Origin of the sequence: Actinomadura sp. KC216, assembly GCF_004348535.1 — a bacterium.
Lineage (GTDB): Bacteria > Actinomycetota > Actinomycetes > Streptosporangiales > Streptosporangiaceae > Spirillospora.
The window spans coordinates 1-17218 of the sequence record NZ_SMJX01000039.1 but is presented as its reverse complement, the minus strand read 5'-3'; the positions used below and the strand labels follow the sequence as shown (position 1 = coordinate 17218).

18 protein-coding genes and 1 tRNA gene are annotated in these 17218 nt (G+C 68.5%); 3 read left to right on the top strand and 16 right to left on the bottom strand.

The window, feature by feature from the left end; all coding sequences use genetic code 11:
• The first annotated feature begins 14 nt into the window (after positions 1–14).
• The gene (locus E1264_RS09530) at positions 15–674 is read left to right on the top strand and encodes a metalloregulator ArsR/SmtB family transcription factor (protein ID WP_132171742.1); all 660 of its coding nucleotides are present in this window, start codon (positions 15–17) and stop codon (positions 672–674) included.
• A gap of 29 nt (positions 675–703) precedes the next feature.
• Here E1264_RS09530 and E1264_RS09525 read toward each other — a convergent pair whose 3' ends face one another.
• The 6 genes from E1264_RS09525 to E1264_RS09500 form a co-directional block, all read right to left on the bottom strand.
• A complete protein-coding gene (locus E1264_RS09525) occupies positions 704–1336 on the bottom strand; it encodes a molecular chaperone TorD family protein (RefSeq protein WP_132171740.1) in 633 nt (210 codons plus the stop codon).
• A 12-nt stretch (positions 1337–1348) separates the two neighbouring features.
• Entirely contained in the window at positions 1349–3901 is a 2553-nt protein-coding gene (locus tag E1264_RS09520) for a molybdopterin-dependent oxidoreductase (protein WP_132171738.1), read from the bottom strand.
• 5 nt (positions 3902–3906) lie between these two features.
• The gene (nrfD, locus tag E1264_RS09515) at positions 3907–4815 is read right to left on the bottom strand and encodes an NrfD/PsrC family molybdoenzyme membrane anchor subunit (RefSeq protein ID WP_132171736.1); all 909 of its coding nucleotides are present in this window, start codon (positions 4813–4815) and stop codon (positions 3907–3909) included.
• Between the two features lie 2 nt (positions 4816–4817).
• Positions 4818–5429: a 4Fe-4S dicluster domain-containing protein gene (locus tag E1264_RS09510; protein WP_132171734.1), complete on the bottom strand. Its 612-nt coding sequence runs from the start codon at positions 5427–5429 to the stop codon at positions 4818–4820.
• Positions 5430–5445: 16 nt separating this feature from the next.
• Positions 5446–6309, bottom strand: coding sequence for a phosphonate ABC transporter, permease protein PhnE (gene phnE / locus E1264_RS09505; RefSeq protein ID WP_279490226.1), 864 nt, complete (start codon positions 6307–6309; stop codon positions 5446–5448).
• 80 nt (positions 6310–6389) lie between these two features.
• Positions 6390–7139 carry an ATP-binding cassette domain-containing protein gene (locus E1264_RS09500; RefSeq protein WP_165964088.1) on the bottom strand — a complete coding sequence of 250 codons (750 nt, stop codon included), beginning with the start codon at positions 7137–7139 and terminating at the stop codon, positions 6390–6392.
• A gap of 603 nt (positions 7140–7742) precedes the next feature.
• Here E1264_RS09500 and phnD point away from each other — a divergent pair.
• On the top strand, positions 7743–8642 hold the full coding sequence (gene phnD, locus E1264_RS09495; protein ID WP_132171728.1) for a phosphate/phosphite/phosphonate ABC transporter substrate-binding protein: 900 nt from the start codon (positions 7743–7745) through the stop codon (positions 8640–8642).
• Between the two features lie 71 nt (positions 8643–8713).
• Here phnD and E1264_RS09490 read toward each other — a convergent pair whose 3' ends face one another.
• The 9 genes from E1264_RS09490 to E1264_RS09455 form a co-directional block, all read right to left on the bottom strand.
• Positions 8714–9367, bottom strand: coding sequence for a metalloregulator ArsR/SmtB family transcription factor (locus E1264_RS09490; protein WP_132171726.1), 654 nt, complete (start codon positions 9365–9367; stop codon positions 8714–8716).
• 15 nt (positions 9368–9382) lie between these two features.
• Positions 9383–9733, bottom strand: a complete 351-nt coding sequence (locus E1264_RS09485; protein WP_207935816.1) for a DsrE family protein — start codon at positions 9731–9733, stop codon at positions 9383–9385.
• A gap of 62 nt (positions 9734–9795) precedes the next feature.
• On the bottom strand, positions 9796–10155 hold the full coding sequence (locus E1264_RS09480; RefSeq protein WP_132171724.1) for a hypothetical protein: 360 nt from the start codon (positions 10153–10155) through the stop codon (positions 9796–9798).
• Positions 10155–11090 (bottom strand): hypothetical protein, encoded by a 936-nt coding sequence (locus E1264_RS43240; RefSeq protein WP_165964086.1) that lies wholly within the window; start codon positions 11088–11090, stop codon positions 10155–10157. Before E1264_RS43240 ends, E1264_RS09480 begins: the two co-directional genes overlap by 1 nt.
• Before the next feature lie 882 nt (positions 11091–11972).
• A tRNA-Arg gene (locus E1264_RS43235) sits at positions 11973–12065 on the bottom strand.
• Positions 12066–12085: 20 nt separating this feature from the next.
• On the bottom strand, positions 12086–13468 hold the full coding sequence (gene selA / locus E1264_RS09470; RefSeq protein WP_132171720.1) for an L-seryl-tRNA(Sec) selenium transferase: 1383 nt from the start codon (positions 13466–13468) through the stop codon (positions 12086–12088).
• A 9-nt stretch (positions 13469–13477) separates the two neighbouring features.
• Positions 13478–14542, bottom strand: coding sequence for a selenide, water dikinase SelD (gene selD, locus E1264_RS09465; protein WP_132171718.1), 1065 nt, complete (start codon positions 14540–14542; stop codon positions 13478–13480).
• Positions 14543–14777: 235 nt separating this feature from the next.
• Complete coding sequence (locus tag E1264_RS09460; protein WP_165964085.1) at positions 14778–15137, bottom strand: thioredoxin domain-containing protein; 360 nt, start codon at positions 15135–15137, stop codon at positions 14778–14780.
• Positions 15138–15160: 23 nt separating this feature from the next.
• Positions 15161–15805, bottom strand: coding sequence for a methyltransferase domain-containing protein (locus E1264_RS09455; RefSeq protein ID WP_132171714.1), 645 nt, complete (start codon positions 15803–15805; stop codon positions 15161–15163).
• Positions 15806–15856: 51 nt separating this feature from the next.
• Between E1264_RS09455 and E1264_RS09450 the strand changes: the two genes are divergently transcribed.
• Positions 15857–16321, top strand: coding sequence for a MarR family transcriptional regulator (locus tag E1264_RS09450; protein ID WP_207935814.1), 465 nt, complete (start codon positions 15857–15859; stop codon positions 16319–16321).
• A 51-nt stretch (positions 16322–16372) separates the two neighbouring features.
• On the opposite strand, the gene E1264_RS09445 is transcribed toward E1264_RS09450, so the two are convergent.
• On the bottom strand, positions 16373–16909 hold the full coding sequence (locus E1264_RS09445; protein ID WP_207935813.1) for a GNAT family N-acetyltransferase: 537 nt from the start codon (positions 16907–16909) through the stop codon (positions 16373–16375).
• Positions 16910–17218: the final 309 nt, after the last annotated feature.

Here is a 17218-nt window from a genome sequence, read left to right as displayed (position 1 = left end):
AGTAGAATAGCTCTATGTCAAGCGAGGAGAAGCAGGCTCTCCTGTCCGCGTTCGCCGTCGTCGGCAAGGCCCTGGCGAGCCCCCTGCGACTGGAGTTGTTCGACATACTCGCGCAGGGTGAGCGCAGCGTGGAAGAGCTGGCCGACTCCGCGTCCGCACGGCTCGGCAACACCTCCGCGCAGCTGCAGCGCATGCGCTCCGCCGGGCTGGTCACGACCCGGCGGGACGGGAATCGCATCTATTACCGCCTCGCCGGCGACGACGTCGCGGCGCTCCTGAGGGAGCTGCGGGTCACCGCGATCAATCGCTACCCCGCCGCCGCCCGCGCCGCGACCGATTACCTCGGCGAGGACGTCGAGCACGTCCGCAGAGATGACCTGCTGGAGCGCGCCAGGACGGGTGAGGTGGTCGTCCTCGACGTGCGCCCCGAGCCCGAGTACGCGGCCGCGCACATCCCCGGGGCGGTCTCCATCCCGCTCCACCAGCTGCCGGACCGTCTGGCCGAACTTCCCTCCGATCTCGAAATCGTCGCCTATTGCCGTGGCGCCTACTGCGTGCTCGCCCCCAAGGCCGTACGGCTTTTGCGCGAGCAGGGGTATCCGGCATTCTGCCTGGAGGACGGTTTTCTCGAATGGCGCCTTGACGAACTGCCGGTGGAGACGTCCACGGCTTGACCGGTGGGCATCGCCCCGCTCCGGCCCTTTCATCCCGACGGACGAAGTGCCGATTCCTCGGTGCGCAGGCAGAACTCCGTCACCTGCGCGACCGAGCTGTAGGGGGCCAGAAGCGCCTTGGCCTGAAGCTCGGCGAGATAGTCCGGTACCCATGGAAGCAGATGCCGGGTCAACAACTCCTCTGCGGCGTCTCTCGCCCTGGCGGCGCCGTCTGGGTCCGTCGCCTCGGCAGATTGAATGTGGTGGAGGTAGGAGAGCAGGGCCAGGCCCACCGCCAGATGGTCGTTCGCGATCATGGGCGTTGCGGCCGGTACCCGGACGGACAGCCCGTGCCGAAGCATGAACTGGTTGATCCCCCGCTCGGCGCGCCCTCCGACCATGGCCTCATTGCGCCGCAGTGATCCGTAGGGCGGGCAGGCGGGGCGTGGACCGATGAACAGCCGGCAGTACTCCACCGACAGTTCGAGCATCGCCCGTTCCTCCCCCATCGCCCTGAGGCTCGGTTCAATGAGGACGAATCCCATCGGCCGGAGGCGCGGGTCCTCGCCCGCGGCGAGCAGACCGCGATACAGGGGCTGGTCGATCTCTGCGGCGAACAGCCGGGATGCCAAAGCGTAGAGGTTGCGCGCGGCCCCCAGGTCGGCATCGTCGAAGCCGCTCATCTCATGTCTCCATTACGCCTTGCGAACTCGCACGACCGTGTCATGGTAAGCCTGCTGACCCGATACTGGGTCAGGGTAGATCGGCATGATGTCGTTCTGGGGGACGCTGAGAGTTCCCGCCCACCAACAGTTTTCCGCATCGCCATCCGCTGATTGCCCGTACCCGGGGTTTCGGGCCTGATCCCGTCCGTTCGTGGCGATCGGGCCACCATACTGCCGGCCGAAGTTATGTGAGATGGCGATCACCGAAGGGTGCACTCCTTCGGTGATATGCACACGCGTGCGCAGTGACCCGAGCACCGAGCCGTCGCCGTTGGGGACCATCGGGTCATTCGGGCGGAAGCTCGTCACTTCGATCCAGTCGCCCTCCGCCAGGCCGAGCCGCTCGGCGGTGGCCCTGTTGATCCACGCGGGATTGGTGTGGACGATTTCCTGAAGCCACTTCGACTGGCCGGTGCGGTGCGCGTTGTGGACGTTCCATTTGAAGCTGATCATTATCAGCCGGTCATCGCCCAGGCCGGCTCGGTGGCTGGGAATGGGGTCGTAGACCGGGAGCGGATCGACGGTCCTGTCGACCGCCCTCCCCTTGTCGGCGACGAACTCGCTACGAACTTCGACCTTCCGGGACGGTGTCTCGAAGCCGTGCCTGGGGACGCCGTCGATCATGATTCCGATGCCCAGACGCCGTCCGGTCTTCGGGTCGGTCCCCTTGTAGATGATCCCGGTTTCGGGGTCGGTCTCGGCGCCCTTGAGCTCGGCGGCGGTCAGCCGCCGCTCGTACGGCTTGTAGCGCGGCTTCTTCGCGGGGTCCTGCCACGCGCCATGCCGGCGCATGTAGCCGAGGCCCCCGCCGGGGACGGGCCGGAAGTACTCGGCGAAGTACTCCTCGGCGGTGCGCCATGGGAAGTAGCGCTCCATGCCGCCACCGATCCGGTGAGCGAGGGCCGGGAAAATCTCGCGAATGTCCTTCGACTCGCCCAGCGGCTTCACCACCGGCTGGCGGAGCCCCACATAGTCCACGAGTCCTTGGGGCGGCCTGGCATCGATGTCCCATCGCTCCAGGTAGGTGGTCCAGGGAAGGACGATGTCGGCGAGATGCGCCGTCTCGGAGTACATCACGTCCACGCACACGTGGAACGGGATCAGGTTCTCGTCGGTCAGCACCTCGCGGACCAGCCGCGCCTCCGGCCACGCCCACGCCTGATCGCAGTTGTAGGTCATGAGCGCGGAGACCCGCTGCCTCCGCTCCTTGATCCACTGGTAGACGATCTGGCTGACCTTCATCTCCCTGCCCTGCCATGCGTTGGCGAGGGGCCAGTCCTTGGCCTCGGCGATGACGCTTCGCGCCGTGGGCTTCGGTGGAACCGGTCCGGGTTCGGGAAACTGGTCGTCATCCCACTCGGCTTTCGGATGCCAGCACCATCCGCCGACCTGTCCCATGTTTCCCACCAGGGCGTTCAGCAGTGTGATGGCCCGGTCGTTGTAGAAGCCATTGCGGTGAGCATGGGATCCGCGGTTGCAGATCGTCGTGCAGCGGGGCGCCGCCTCGGCGAACTCCCGTGCGAGTCGGCGGATGACCTCGGCGGGAATGCCGCTCTCCTGGGCGGCCATCTCGGGAGTGTAGGGGCGAAGGTGTTCGGCATAGTCGTCGGCCGGATAGTTGCACCAGGTGTCGAACCATGACTTGTTCCACAGGCCCTCGCTGCAGATCACGTTCGACATGGCCAGGGCGACCAGCCCGTCGGTCCCGGGCTTGATGCAGAACCACTCGTCGGACAGCGCGGCCGTGTTCGACAGGCGCGCGTCGAACGTCACGATCTTGGCGGCGTTGTTCTCGCGGGCGCGCATCATCCGAATGGCGACCGGAATATGGCCCTGGTGGGCTTCGGCCCAGTTGCAGCCGAAGTTCAGGATGTAGCGGCTGTGCTCGTAGTCACCGAGGTCCCAGTCGGACTCTCCGATCGTCGCCAGGATGGCGGCGCGGCGGTTCAGGGAGCACAGAGCCCGATGCGTGAAATGGGAGGGCGTGCCGAAGGCGTTGAGGAACCGGCGCACGACGTCCTTGGACCGGTTGCGCCCCTGCTGGAAGGCGAACTCTTCCGGGCGCCCGCTCTCCCGGATCGCACGCAGATGCGACGCGATCTCCGTGTACGCCTCGTCCCAGGTGATGCGCCGCCATCGCCCTTCCCCTCGCCTGCCGACCCGGCGGAGCGGATAGAGAAGGCGATAGGGGTCATAGAGCACGGACGGACCGGCCACTCCTTTCGCGCACACGGAGCCCTGGCTGTTGGGGTCCTCCGGGTTGCCTTCGATGGTCAGGAGCCTCCCATCGCGCACGTTGGCGATGATCCCGCAGGCGGTGGTGCACATCTGGCACATCGACGGGATGCGCCGCACCCCCGCAGCGAGGGTGCCGGTCGCGGCGGGCCGCTCCCGCATCCGGTCGATGACGTCGATCGTCGCCAATCCGCTGGTGGCGGCGCCCAGAACGAGCCCCGCGCGCAGCACGTCGCGACGGGTCGGGGTCCAGCCCTGCGCCGGATCGGGAGAGGACGGATCGGGCATGGGGTTCACCTCCCCGCCGCGAAGACCAGGTAGCGGGCCGCGGCGGTGCCGACGAGCAGCGCCGTGCCGGCCACGAAGCAGGCCGCGCGCCGGGAGCGGAGCGCGGTGCCGGCCGCGGGGACGGCGATGCCCACGAAGACCACGAGTCCCCAGAACGCGGGCGCGAGGCCGCCTGTCAGGAGTTCGGCCAGCAGCCTGCGGTTCGGGGGGTCACCGTGCAGGGACAGGCCCTCGAAGAGCAGGGCCGCGCAGTAGAAGCCGAGCAGGACCAGCGGATCGCGCCTCCAGAATCGGCGGTCGGCCCGGGTGCCGGGCGCCGGCGGGAAGAGGGACGAGAGCAGCATCACGACGGCCGCGCCCATCAGGAGCGCGGTGAGAAGGAAGATGAGCGCCGCCCCGCTGGTGTGCGCCAGCGGGGACGCCCACGATCGTGACAGCACGGACACCGGATAGATCGCGAGCGCGAAGCTCGTGGCCAGGAGCAGGTAGGGCACCGCCTTCATGCACCACGTACCGAAGCGGGACGGCACCTGGCCTTCAGAAGGCTCGGGCCGACGTCTTCGCTGTTCGACGGCATAGACGGCGATGGCCAGCAGCACCATCTTGATCGTTATGAGCTTCGCACCGACGGATATCGGAGAGCCGAGATTGTCGAAGCGAGTGAGCGTGAGGTAGAAGCGGCTCGGGCGCCCCAGGTCCATGACCAGCAACAGGCTCGCGGCGGCGAGGATGCCGAGCGCGGCCCACGAGCCATAGCGCTCGACGGGCGCGGCGACCGCTGCGCCCTGGACGTTGATCCACCAGGCGTAGAGCGTGATCCCACTCGGGATGCCGACCATGACGAAGTAGACGGCGAGGAGAACGCCCCAGGGCGGTTCTGGGAGCGGATGGCCGTTCGCGGCCGAGAAGGCCATCGCTAGTCACCGCTCATCTCGCCGGACGTGTCCACCTGAACGCCTTCGTCCGCGATCAGGTCGAGGGCTCCGCGTGGATCGATATAGAGCACGCGCGGCCGCGTACCTTTCTCCTCCTTCCAGGACCGGGTCTCACTCCGGGCCGCCTTTTTGGCGATCTTGCTGTCGGGATCGTCGAGATCCCCGAAGATCCGGCAACCAGTGGGGCAGGCGTCCACGCATGCCGGTTGCCTTCCCTCCTCCGTCCGGTGCTGACAGAAGGTGCATTTTTGGGCGGCGCTCTTGTCCTCGTCAACGTAGATCGCGCCATAGGGGCAGGCGGACATGCAGAAGCGGTTGAGATTGCAGTCGCCTTCGTCGATGGTGATCTCACCGTCGTCCAGCCGCACGACGGCACCCGTCGGGCAGGCGTTGAGGCAGGGCGCGTCCTCGCAGTGATTGCAGAGGACCGGAATGAAATGCCTGGTGGCATTCGGGTAGGCGCCGTCCTCCACGTACTTGACCGTGTCCCGGAAGCTGCCCAGGGGAACGTCGAATTCCGCCTTGCAGGCTACGGAGCAGGCGTGGCAGCCGATACAGGTATTGAGATCGATGAGCATTCCCAAACGTGCCATACGAAACCTCCTTCAGCTAGCGTGTCGCCGCACCCATGCGGCTGCGGAGTCCACGGGAAATGCGGTCCACACCGAGAATCAGGATGAGCACGGCCACCAGCAGCGTGGCGAGCTCTTCGTACCGGAACAATCGCAATGAGATCCCGAGCGCCTGCCCGATGCCACCGGCACCGACGAAACCGATGATCGCCGAGCTGCGTATATTGCACTCCCACTGGTAGAGCAGGATCGAAACGATCCCGTTGCGGGCCTGAGGGAGGATGGCCAGCAGCATGGTCGCGTGCCGGGAGGCCCCGGTCAGTCTCATCGCCTCCACCGGGGCCGGGTCGACGGCCTCCAGTTGCTCCGAGCAGAGCTTCGCGAGGAGACCGGCGGCGTGGAGGGAGACGGCGTAGACGCCGGCCGCCGGGCCGAGGCCGACGGTCGCGACGAACAGGAGCGCCCAGAGGAGTTCGGGAACCCCTCTGAGAAACGCCGCGGTGACCCTCGCGGACGAGGAGAGCCAGCGAGGGCCGCGAACATTGCCGGCGATGAGGACGGCGAGCGGCAGCCCCATCAGGGCGCCGAGGAAGAGCGCGGCGATCGATATCTGCAGGGTCTCGAAGGCGGCCTGGGCCACCATCCTGAGCATGGGCTCGCTGAGGTCGGGCGGAACGAGGCCGGTCAGGAGCCGGGCGGCGCCCTCCCGCCCTTGCACGAGCGACCCGAGACCGACGTCGGTGCCTCGCAGGGACCAGACGACGGCGACCACGGTGAGAAGCCCGGCCCACCAGCGGAACCGCCGATGCCGGGTACGCGGCGGTGGCGGGGAAGGAGCCAGAGGTTCAGCGGCTGGAATCCGGCGTACCCGGCTGGCCTCTGTGTCTTGTCTCTTCGGCACGCCTTGTGCTCCCTGGGTTCGCCGGGACGGCCGGCCGTTGGCGATTCGCTACGCGAGGTGATGGCCTCTCGCGCGGGCGCTCATCCCACCTCGGCTTCGAGGTCGTAGATGCGCGCCAAGGACTCGTCGTCCGGAGGCGATCCGTCATGGACGATGTGGCCGTCCCGCAGCGCGACGATCCGGGGAAGTCTCCGCGCCACCGCGAGGTCGTGAGTGGCGAGGACGAGGGTCGGGCCGCCGGGGCGCAGCAGCGCGCTCATGACGACGTCGGTGTTCCCCGGGTCCAGCCCGGAGGTGGGCTCGTCCGCAAGCAGCAGCCGTGGACGCGGAAGCAGCGCCCGCACCAGTGCGACGCGCTGCCGCTGGCCTCCGGAGAGGTCCTCGACCCGGGCGTTCAAGCGCGATTCGATCCCGTAGTGGCGAGCGAGGTCGGTGAGCGCGGCTTCGAGGTCACGGGGTGCTCTGCCCCGCAACACCGAGAGCCAGTCCCCCGCCTTCCAGCCGGGTGTGGTCGCCATCAGGGCGTTGGTCCGGCCGCTGAGCCCGAGCACCAGGTCGTCCCTCTGCCGGACGAACCCCGTCTGCCGCCGGACGACGTTGGCTTCGCGCTCGGGCCCGAACGGGTCGACACCGTCGACGCGGACCGCGCCCGTGCGGGGGGCGACGGCCGGTGCTCCGACGATGAGCCGCAGCAAGGTGCTCTTGCCGACGCCGGAGGGGCCGAGCAACGCGACCCTCTCGCCCTCTCCGACGTCGAGGCATAAGTCGTCGAGCACGCGCAGGCGCTGCGTGCCGAGCTCCACGGTCACGTTCGTCAGTTCGAGGCGCACCGTGTCAGCCCCCCGAACCGCACGCGCGATGGCGGAAGCGATCTGGGCGGTGGCGGTGAGGAGGGCCTGGGCGGCCCGGGTCGCCCGGTAAGTGGTGGCGCGGTCGTGATGTGCCGCTCATGCAGGCTCCGAAGACAGGGGTCGGATACTGGCGCCGGCCAGGACGATCCCGATCTACCCGAGCGTCACCATAGCAGTAATCTAAAGAACTATATAACGTTGGCCGATGGCGGCCATGATCACGGCGGATTGGCGGCCGGCGAGGCCCGGGCCTCGCCGGGAGGTCTCGGCTCGGTCCTTCTTCAGTACCGGAGCCAGGGATGAAGAAGGTCAGCACAGGGTGACGGACGATGCACGGCACGAACAGAAGCGGAGCCCAATCGGTGATCAACTAATACCGGTTTCGGTGCATCCGTCAGGCCGCGTAACTGCAGAGATGCACCGTCCGTGACAGCCCACGCAAAAGTAGGCTCTTTTGGATCGTTCAGTGCCTTGTTACTGTGCGGTTGCCGGCCTGGAAGCCCCGATGCACTCGCATTGACGTGTCCTCTGCCGATGACGGCGGACTGCGGACTCAAAAAATCGGGGTGACCGGGGGTCATCATGAAACGCGTCTTAGCCACGCTTGCCGCCGTGGTATCTCTGCTCGTTCTCGTCGCCTGCTCGGCCGGCGGCGCTTCGGTCAACGAGAAGGGCGTGCCGAAGAAGCTGCGGGTCGGCCTCATACCCAACATCGCACCTGACAAGCAGCGTGCGCGCTACAAGCCGCTCCAGGCATACCTGGAGCGCGAACTCGATGCCGAAATCGAGTTGTTCGTCGCCACGGACTATTCCGGAGTGGTGGAGGCACTGGCCTCCGATCGCCTTGACCTGGCCTATCTCGGCGGTCTGACCTACGTCCAGGCCGAACGCAAGGTGAAGCTCACACCGGTCGTCACCGAGATCGACCGGGAAACGGGAACACGTGAATACCTCTCCGCGGTCGTCGTGAAGAGCGGCTCCGCCTACCGGACCACCGCGGACCTGGTCGCGGCGAAGGCGTCCTTCGCCTTCGGCGATATCAGCTCGACGTCCGGCAGCCTGTATCCCCGCGCAATGCTGGCCGACGCGGGCGTGAAAGCCGACTCGCGGGACCCCGCCTCGTGCCCGCCCCTGTCGAAGGTCAGCTTCACGGGCGGACATGACGCGGTGGCCCAGTCGGTCCTCACCGGTGCCACGGAGGCCGGCGGAATCGAGCTCCGGATTCTCCATCGCCTCGAAGGAGAGGGATCGGTCCCCAAGGGCGCGCTCCGGGCGATCGAGACTCGCCGGGTCACCGGATACCCCTGGGTCGTCCGGACCGAGGTCGGGTCCCGGGCGATTCAGGAGATCACCGGAGCCTTCACCAGGATCGACGACCCCGCACTGCTCGATCTGCTGCGTGCGAAGAGCTATGCCAAGGTGAGCCCGTCCGACTATGACGAGATCCGCCGATACGCCGAGAGATTCGGCCTGGGCGTCTGACCCTCGCGGGCGGCGGCTCGACCTCCTGTGGCCCGCCTGGCGGCCACGCGCCGCTCCCCGGCTCCTCTCCCCTACGTCAGGGCCTGCGACCGCCGCCACTCGGGCAGCCCGCCGTCCAGCACGCGAGCGGCGTATCCGTGATCGCGCAGCGTCCGGACGGCGTCCGGCGCGAGAACGCAATAGCGGCCCCGGCAGTACGCGACGATCTCCGTGCCGACCGGCAGGTCGGCCAGCCTCGCGGCCAGCTGGTCGTGGGGGACGCTGATCGCACCGGGGATGTGCCCCGCCGCGTACTCGGGTTCGGGGCGGACGTCCAGCACGACGACATCGCCTCCGGCCAGTTGCCTGGCCAGCTCGTCGCAGGCCATCGGTTCCAGGGCGGCGATGTCACCCAGGTACTCGCGCGCGGCCTGCTCCACCTCGGCGATCCTGGCGCCGGCGAACTCCTTCACCTGGTTCATCAGGCTGATCACCTGCTCGTCCGCGAGCCGGTAGTAGACCCGGGTACCGGAGCGCCGGGCCGTGAGCAGGCCCGCCGACGCCATGAGCTTCAGCTGGGCGGAGGTGTTGCTGATCTTCATGCCCGCCGCGCCGGCCAGTTCTTCCACGCTGCGCTCGGTCTGGGCGAGCAGGTCCAGGAGCTCCAGGCGTACGGGGCTCGCCAGCGCCTTGCCCACCCGGGCGAACTGCTCGTACAGCGCGGCCTTGCGCGCCAGATCCTCCATCGCCCGCATCCAGGGTCACACGTTGATGACTTTGTCCGCCCAGACCGTCCATTCGCCGAGATCCGCCACCGAGGCGAGGCGGGTGGAATCCCGGAGCCGCTCGCTCATGATCCCGCGGGCGTTGAGGCAGGTCTTGCAGCTTCCGACCTCGCCGCCCAGTGAGGCGAACTGGTCGACCATCTTGCCGATGTTGTGGGAACCGGTAGGGGTTCTCTGTTCGGCGGCAGCCGCTATGACGGCATCACCGAAGAGGTAGATCCGAGCCTCGGTGTCCTCACGCTCAGCGAGCTGTTTCGCCCAGCGCAGCCCGTTGTAGGTACGTTCTGTTCCGTACGGTGAATCGTGAAAGACGAACAGCACCTTCATGTTTCCGCCTGCTTCTACGGCGCCGGCCGGATCGGGTGACGCCCGCGCGCTCGCCCGGCGCATCATTGAACGCGGGCCCCCGGATCGGCGCGGCGCTCGGGAACGACCAAGCCGTCGACCCGGTTGTCACCTACCGCGACGATCATCCCCTTGGACATGCCTCCCATGATCTTCTTCGGTTTCAGATTGGCCATCCAGATCACCTGCCGGCCGATGATGTCGGCGGGCTCGTAAAGGTCCGGGAGCCCCTTCCCGACGATCATCTGCGTCTGCTCGTACCCGAGGTCGACGGAGAGCAGGATCAGGTTGGGTTTTCCCCTGAAATACTCGGCGCCTATGACGTCGGCGGTGCGCAGCTCGATTTCTGAGAACGTCTCGTAAGTGATGTCGGGCTTGGCGGAGGCCGGGGCCGGGTGCGACATCAGAACATCACCGTTCCAGGCTCGTGCACGCGGTCGAATGTGAGCAGTGCTTCGCCTCGCGCGTCCGTCGCCGTCAGGACCATTCCCTTCGATGTGAACCCCGCGATCTCGACCTCTTCGAGGTTCGCCAGGTAGACCACCATCCGCCCGATCAGGGCCCCGGACTCGAACGCCGGTAGCAGTTTGGTGCTGAAGACGGTCGTCGGGGTGTCGCCCAGGTCGAGCCTGATTCTCAGGACCGGCCCACCGTTGCCTTCGACGGTCTCGGCCTCGGCGATTCTCGCGACGCGGAGGTCGAGCCGGCCGAAGTCCTCCCCCGTGATCTCGGGGCGTCGCGGCCCGCGCAGGGACCAGTCCTCCAGCAGCCTCCGCCGTCGCCGGCCAGGGATACCTGGGAACAGCGGCTCGGACTCGCCGCGCACATGGAACTCCCCGTCGTGGCCGCCCCAACGGGGCCAGCGCGGCTGGCCGGCCGCCCCGATCAGGTCCAGGAGCCGACGTGACCGTGCGGGGAGCACCGGGCTGAGGAGATGCCCGGCGACGCGGCAGAGTTCGAGTACGTGCCAGAGGACCCACATGCGCTCGTCCCCCTCCGACTCCCAGGGACGGCGCTCGTCCATGAAGGCGTTGCCCGCCTTCACCAATGAGGCGATCTCCCCCAGCAGGGACTCCGGCCGGAGCGCGCCTTGATGAGGTTCGGGAAGCCGTGCGTCGAAGGGGAATTCGACCATCTCCGGCCGCGGGACCGCCCCCGCGCCTCCGGGTCCCGCGGCCAGGGCGATGGCACGGGCCGCGAGGTTCCCGATGCCCCTGGCCAGCTCGTCGTCGTAGCAGTCGAGGAGCGCTTCGGCCGAGCAGACGCCGTTCACGGCGAGGGCGGGCGCCCGCAGCAGCAGGTACCGCAGTTCCTCTGCTCCGATTTCCTGTGCGATCACTTGAGGCGGCAGGCTCGTCCACGCGGGTACATCGCCGCGCGGTAGCCCGTCTGAGGGCCCGCACGCGACGACGCCCGCCGGTGGCCGCTCACCGGCGGCCATGAGCAGCGCGGGCCAGACGGCGGCGCAGTGCCAGACGCGATCAGCGGTGACAACGTACGTGACCTCCGGCGCCCGGGGTGAACCCGCCAGCGCCAGGATGGGCTCACAACGCCTTGCGGAGCTGCTTTCACCGGCCGGATCCGCGCTCCGGGGGACGGCTTCGATGGGGACGTCCCGTACTCCCGAAGCGAGCCGCTTGCGGATATCCTCCAACCGGCCGGCCGACGTGACGAATGGCCGACCGCACCGCCGTTCGAACTCGTCGTAAAGGTCGGACAGTCTCTCCTGATACCGGGAGAGACGAAAGAGCCAGCAGTCGGCCTTTATCCGCGAAAGCGATCGCCGGTGCACACGGCAGCTGGGACCGTCGTAGACCTCATGGTGTTCATAGAACAGGCCGCATTCTTCGCAGTACCATCCGTCGTACTCGCCGATGTACAGATCGCCGTTCTCCCTGCAGCCCCGCCATCGCGGATCCTCCCCGAGGGACCGTCCGGCGCCTCCCCGGTCGACGGCGAGCCCCAGCGGCGACGAAATGTGCTCATAGACCGGTGCCTCATCGCCGGGAACGACGGTCGACGCGCTGGAATCATGGCCGAGGAGACGCTGATAACCGGCGATGACATCGGCGAACAGGCCTGCGTAGAGCTCTCCGACACCCGGCTCCCGTGGGGTCGCCGCCGACCAGGACTGCGGCCATAACGACACCGCGTATCTGAGCGTTCCGTGGAGGTCAGAAGAACGCAAGGCCACTTCTTCCTTGTCGGCAACGATCGACATTGGCGGAGGCGGCCGGGAATCGAACCCGCCAGGCGCTATGCGCCTTCTGCGATCTCGCAATCACAGAGAGCCCACCAGGAACTCAACACCTCCAGGTGACTTACATATTCATATTAGCATTTATCTCGTTTCTCGGGAAGGGACTCCAACGACTCTTTCAGGGCATTCTGGATGATGCGCGAAAGCTCCTCGTCCTGCTCCACGGGAACCGTGCGCAAATCGACGATCACCCTGCCCTTTTCCATTCGGGCGATGACCGGCGGCTCGGCGGCGCGCAGCCGTTCCAGCAGCGTCTTCTCGCGGGCCGGACGCGGATCGATCTCCACCAGAATGCTGGGGAGGCCCTCGCCGGGCAGGCTTCCCCCGCCGGCCATGCTGGTTCCCTCTCGCACGATGGCGGGCCCGCCCAGCCGCTGGGCGAGCGACTCCGCCCGGGGGCGGATCTCCTCGGGGGTCAACCGCAACGCCCGCCACACCGGGAGATCGTCGAGGGTGCCCGCGAGATGGGTCATCAGCGTGGCCTCGAGCGCGGCCAGCGTCAGCTTGTCGATGCGCACCGCGCGCGCGATCGGATGCCTCGCGAGCCGCCCCACGAGTTCCGCCCGGCCGACCACCAGGCCCGCCTGGGGACCGCCGAGCAGCTTGTCGCCCGAGAAGATGACCAGGTCGGCGTCTTCGCGCAGGCTCTCCAGCACGGTGGGCTCGTCCCCGAGCGCGCCACTGACCAGGCCCGACCCGACGTCATGGACGAGCGGTATCGAGTGCTCCCGGGCGAGCCTCACCAGCGCGTCGAGTCCGGGGCGCGCGGTGAACCCCTCGATCCGGTAGTTCGAGGTGTGAACGACCAGCAGCAGGGCCGTGCGGTCGGTGATGGCGTTGGCGTAATCGCTGAGATGAGTGCGGTTCGTGGTGCCCACCTCGACGAGGTCCACTCCGGCCGCCTGCATGATGGCCGGTATCCGGAACTCGCCTCCGATCTCGACCAGTTCCCCACGTGATACGACGACCTCTCCGCCCCGGGCGAGCGCCCCCAGCGTCAGCATCAGCGCGGCGGCGGCGTTGTTGACAACGAGCCCGGCAGGCGCGCCGGTCAACGTGCGCAGCAGCGCGTTGACCGCGGTCCCGCGCTTGCCCCGGCCCCCCGTCCGGAGATCGAACTCGACGGTCGAGTAGCCCGCCGCCGCCTCGATCGCCTCGCGCGCGGCGCGGGACAAAGGAGCGCGTCCGAGGTTGGTGTGGAGCACGACCCCGGTGGCGTTGATGACGCCGCGAAGCCGCCCGGCCGCGAGACCGTCGAGCTCCTTCGAGACGTTGGCGGCGAGCTGGTCCAGCGAGGGCGCCGGATCCCCCTTCAGGTTCGACCGCGCGTTCGCGAGGACCTTGCGGGCCGTGTCGGCGACGGCGTCGTGGCCCCACGTCCTCCGGCGCGCCGAGACGTCCGGGTGCGCGAGAAGGGCGTCCATCTTCGGCAGTGCCCGGCGGGGATCGGTGTTCATGATCGATGCTCAGCCGTTCCCGACCGCGACTTCGCCCGCCGCGCCTTCGGTGACCCGCCCCACCGCGACCGCGGGCAGCCCGCGTTCACGCAAGTCCGCGAGAAGCCCGGCCGAGGGACCGGGGCAAGCGATCAGCAGGCCGCCGGATGTCTGCGCGTCGTGCAACAGCACCGACAGGTCCTCGCTGACGCCGTCGTCGACGTGAACCGCGTCGGCGAGGAAGGAGATGTTGGCGCGCGTTCCCCCCGAGACGAAGCCCGCCGAGGCCAGCTCCAACGCCCCGGGCAGCAGCGGTACTTCCCGCGCGTGGATCTCGGCGCTGACGCCGCTGGCCCGGAGCATCCTGTGCAGGTGTCCGAGTAAGCCGAACCCGGTGACGTCGGTGGCGGCCCGGGCGCCCGCGGCGAGCGCCGCCTCCGAGGCCGAGGCGTTGAGGGTGGTCATCGAATCGACCGCCGCCTTCACCTGCTCCTCCTCCGCCGCCCCCCGCTTGAGCGCCGTGGCGATCACTCCCGTGCCCAGGGGCTTGGTCAGGACGAGCTCGTCGCCGGGCATCGCCTTGTCGATCGCGAAGAGCCGGTCAGGGTGGGCCATGCCCACGACCGCCATCCCGTACTTGGGCACCGGGTCGTCGATGGTGTGACCGCCGACGACCATGCACCCGGCCTCGCTCGCGACCGCGGCGGCCCCTTGCATCACCTCGGCCAGCAGCTCGATCGGCAGGTCCGCCCCGGGCCATGCCGCGAGGTTCAGCGCGATGAGCGGGCGGCCGCCCATCGCGTAGACGTCCGAGAGGGCGTTCGCCGCGGCGACGCGTCCCCAGTCGTAGGCCCGGTCGACGATCGGCGTGAAGAAGTCGGTCGTCAGGATCAGGGCACGGTCGTCGTCGAGCCGCAGGACCGCGGCGTCGTCGCCCTCCGCCATCCCGATGAGCAGGTCCGTGTTGGCCGGCTGCACCGACTCCCCGAACTCACGGATGAGCTCCTCGAGCGAGGCCAGCGGAAGTTTGCACGCACACCCCGCGCCAGGTGAGAGGGAGGTGAGTCGGACGATCTGCTCGGCTGGAGTGCTCATCACGCTTCTCCAACTTTCTATAGATCACTGAATCAGTGTGGACGTTAGCACCGAGCCGGAGAGCGCGAAAGCCTCTCGACATAGCGCAACATCTCGCCCCAAAGCGCGTTGGCCCTGCTGGTGCCGGTCCCACCCTCACGGCACAGGCCACATCTGGCCGCGCCAACAGGTGCCGATCACGATCGCGGGCGCCGTCAGCACGCACGCACGGCCGGCGCAGCGCGTGCCCGCAGAACTACTCGACCAGGCCCCACCACGATGGGGACGTGCCAGTCGAGGCGAGTTCGTGGCGGAGTGCGGCTTTGGTGGTCGCCTCGGTGATGCGTTTGGCCTCGCGCCCGCCGATGAACATGATCACGGTGGGCAGTGCCATGATCCGGAAGCGGCGGGCAAGGCCGGGGTTGTCATCGAGGCGGACGGTGGCGACGCGCAGCCGTCCGGCGTGCTCGGCGGCGATCTGTTCCAGCACGGGGACCAGGGCCCGGCAGGGACCGCAGCTTTCGGCCCAGAAGCCGACCAGGAGCGGTTCGGCCGTGCGGGCCAGTTCGGCGTCGAAGTCGGCCTCGGTCAACGGGATCAACGGGGTCGTGTTCACGATGGATCCGTTCTGTCCCGGGGTCACGCGCGCGTGGCGGTGCCGAGGATCTGCGGGGCCGCCGGGAACGGCATGCCGGTGTCGGCGCTGGTCAAGGTGTCGACATGGCCGGTGGTGAAGCCGGCGTTCTCGATGGCGGTGAGGGTGTCGCGGGAGCAATGGCAGCCGCCTCCGAACCACGGCCAGACTCCCGTGGCGTCCAGGGCCTGCTGGAGGCGCCGCCGTCCGGTGTGCGGGTTGCGGACGTGTTCGAGGAACCGCAGCCGGCCGCCGGGCTTGAGGATGCGGGCGATCTCGGCAAGGGCGGTGGCCTGGTCGGGCACCGAGCACAAGAGGAGGGAGGCGACGGCGGCGTCGCACGAGCCGTCGTCGGCGGGGAGCCGGTCCGCCCAGCCGTCGACGACCTTGACCGGCACTTTGATCTGCCCGTTGTCCTGGGCGGCTCTGGTCTGGGCGAGGGCGCGCAGGTGGGGTTCGGGCTCGACGGCGATGACCTCGGTGACGGTGCCGGGGTAGTGCGCGAAATTGAGGCCGTTGCCTGCCCCGACCTCCAGGACGCGTCCGGCCAGGCCGTCGAGCAGGGCACGGCGGTGCGGACCGAGGCCGCGTTCCATCAGCAGGCTGGTGCGGGCGTAGAAGCGGGCGAACAGCGGATGGTGGTGGCTCATGGCGTCCCTCCCGAGACTCGGGCTAGCCTCCTTTCAGGAGGGTACGACATAGTGAAGTATGTACACAATGAAGTTGATGCCGAAGCTGCGGCCGGGCCCGGCGCGCTGGAGCGGTTGTTCGAGCTGGCCGCGATGACGTCAGAGTTCATGGAGCGCGGGATGGCCGCGCGTGGCCTCACGCGGGCGCGGGCGTCGGTGCTGTGGGCGCTGCACCAGCGCGGCCCGATGACGCAGCGGGCGCTGGCCGATCTGATCGGCGTGACCCCGCGCAACATCACCGGGCTGCTGGACGCGCTGGAAGCCGACGGGTTCGCCGAGCGCGGCCGACACCCGACCGACCGGCGCGCCGTCCTGGTCGCCCTCACCGCCCAGGGGACCGAGACGATGGACGGCCTGGCGAGCGAGTACGAGGACGGCTACAACTGGCTGTTCGACGGCGTCTCCGCCGAGGACCTGGCGGGGTTCGTATCGGTCGCGTGCACCGTCATGGACCGGATCCGCTCGATCGAGTGCTGATCCAGCAGATGTCGAGGGGCGGGAACGCCTCCAGGTCCGCCCGCCGGGCGCTCAGGCGCCGGCGGTGAAGCTGCGGCGCTCGATGAGGACGACGTCGCGCCACGTGCCGTGCAACCGGCCGAGGCGCCGGCGGGTGCCGACGGTGCGGAATCCGGCTTTGGCGTGCAGCCGCAGGCTCGGAGTGTTCTCCGGGAAGACGCCGCCTTGGATGGTCCAGACGCCGCCGGCCTCGGTGGCGGCGATGAACGCGTCCAGCAGCGAAGCGCCGACGCCCCGGCCACGTGCCCGCGGGCTGACGTAGATGCTGTGCTCGATGACTCCGGCGTAGCAGCAGCGGTCGGAGACCGGGCTGGCCGCGATCCAGCCGAGCACGTCGGTGCCCGGGGCCGCGGCGGCGTCGGTGGCGACGAACCGGTACCTGTCGAGCTTGGCGGCGTCGAACTCGGCCCAAGTGGGGACGGTGGTCTCGAAACTGGCGTCCCCGGTGGCCAGGCCTTGCCGGTAGATCGCCAGGACCTGGCCGGCGTCCGAAGCCGACATGGCGCGGATGTCGATACCGGTGCCGTGGTGCTGGTGGAGGAGGGGCATGGTGCTCTCTCGTGCGTGATGGGCGGGTGCGTGTTGTGCGGGGCACCACGTCGCCCTGGTCAGGCGGTGGGTCGGCTGACGGGAACGATCACCGTCGATGGTAGCCGTCGGCCTGCGCACCGCAGATGTCCACTCGGGCGTCGGCGCCCCTTGACAGCGGGGCGGGAAGCGTTCTAACTGGCAACAAACCTTTCAATTCCCCCCGCCGCTGAAGGGCCCGCTCCGATGAACTCCCTCCGACTCCCGCGCGCGCGATCGCGCTCCATAGGGCTCCTGGTCATCCTCTCCGCGCTGGTGCTGTCCGTGGCC

What these genes read in the sequence shown, in the direction of transcription:
- E1264_RS09530 (WP_132171742.1), top strand. Translation starts at nt 15, where the DNA reads ATGTCAAGCGAGGAGAAGCAGGCTCTCCTGTCCGCGTTCGCCGTCGTC.
- E1264_RS09510 (WP_132171734.1), bottom strand. Translation starts at nt 5,429, where the DNA reads ATGGCACGTTTGGGAATGCTCATCGATCTCAATACCTGTATCGGCTGC.
- E1264_RS09525 (WP_132171740.1), bottom strand. Translation starts at nt 1,336, where the DNA reads ATGAGCGGCTTCGACGATGCCGACCTGGGGGCCGCGCGCAACCTCTAC.
- selD (WP_132171718.1), bottom strand. Translation starts at nt 14,542, where the DNA reads ATGAGCACTCCAGCCGAGCAGATCGTCCGACTCACCTCCCTCTCACCT.
- selA (WP_132171720.1), bottom strand. Translation starts at nt 13,468, where the DNA reads ATGAACACCGATCCCCGCCGGGCACTGCCGAAGATGGACGCCCTTCTC.
- E1264_RS09445 (WP_207935813.1), bottom strand. Translation starts at nt 16,909, where the DNA reads ATGCCCCTCCTCCACCAGCACCACGGCACCGGTATCGACATCCGCGCC.
- E1264_RS09480 (WP_132171724.1), bottom strand. Translation starts at nt 10,155, where the DNA reads ATGTCGCACCCGGCCCCGGCCTCCGCCAAGCCCGACATCACTTACGAG.
- nrfD (WP_132171736.1), bottom strand. Translation starts at nt 4,815, where the DNA reads ATGGCCTTCTCGGCCGCGAACGGCCATCCGCTCCCAGAACCGCCCTGG.
- E1264_RS09485 (WP_207935816.1), bottom strand. Translation starts at nt 9,733, where the DNA reads ATGAAGGTGCTGTTCGTCTTTCACGATTCACCGTACGGAACAGAACGT.
- phnD (WP_132171728.1), top strand. Translation starts at nt 7,743, where the DNA reads ATGAAACGCGTCTTAGCCACGCTTGCCGCCGTGGTATCTCTGCTCGTT.
- E1264_RS09520 (WP_132171738.1), bottom strand. Translation starts at nt 3,901, where the DNA reads ATGCCCGATCCGTCCTCTCCCGATCCGGCGCAGGGCTGGACCCCGACC.
- E1264_RS09455 (WP_132171714.1), bottom strand. Translation starts at nt 15,805, where the DNA reads ATGAGCCACCACCATCCGCTGTTCGCCCGCTTCTACGCCCGCACCAGC.
- E1264_RS09490 (WP_132171726.1), bottom strand. Translation starts at nt 9,367, where the DNA reads ATGGAGGATCTGGCGCGCAAGGCCGCGCTGTACGAGCAGTTCGCCCGG.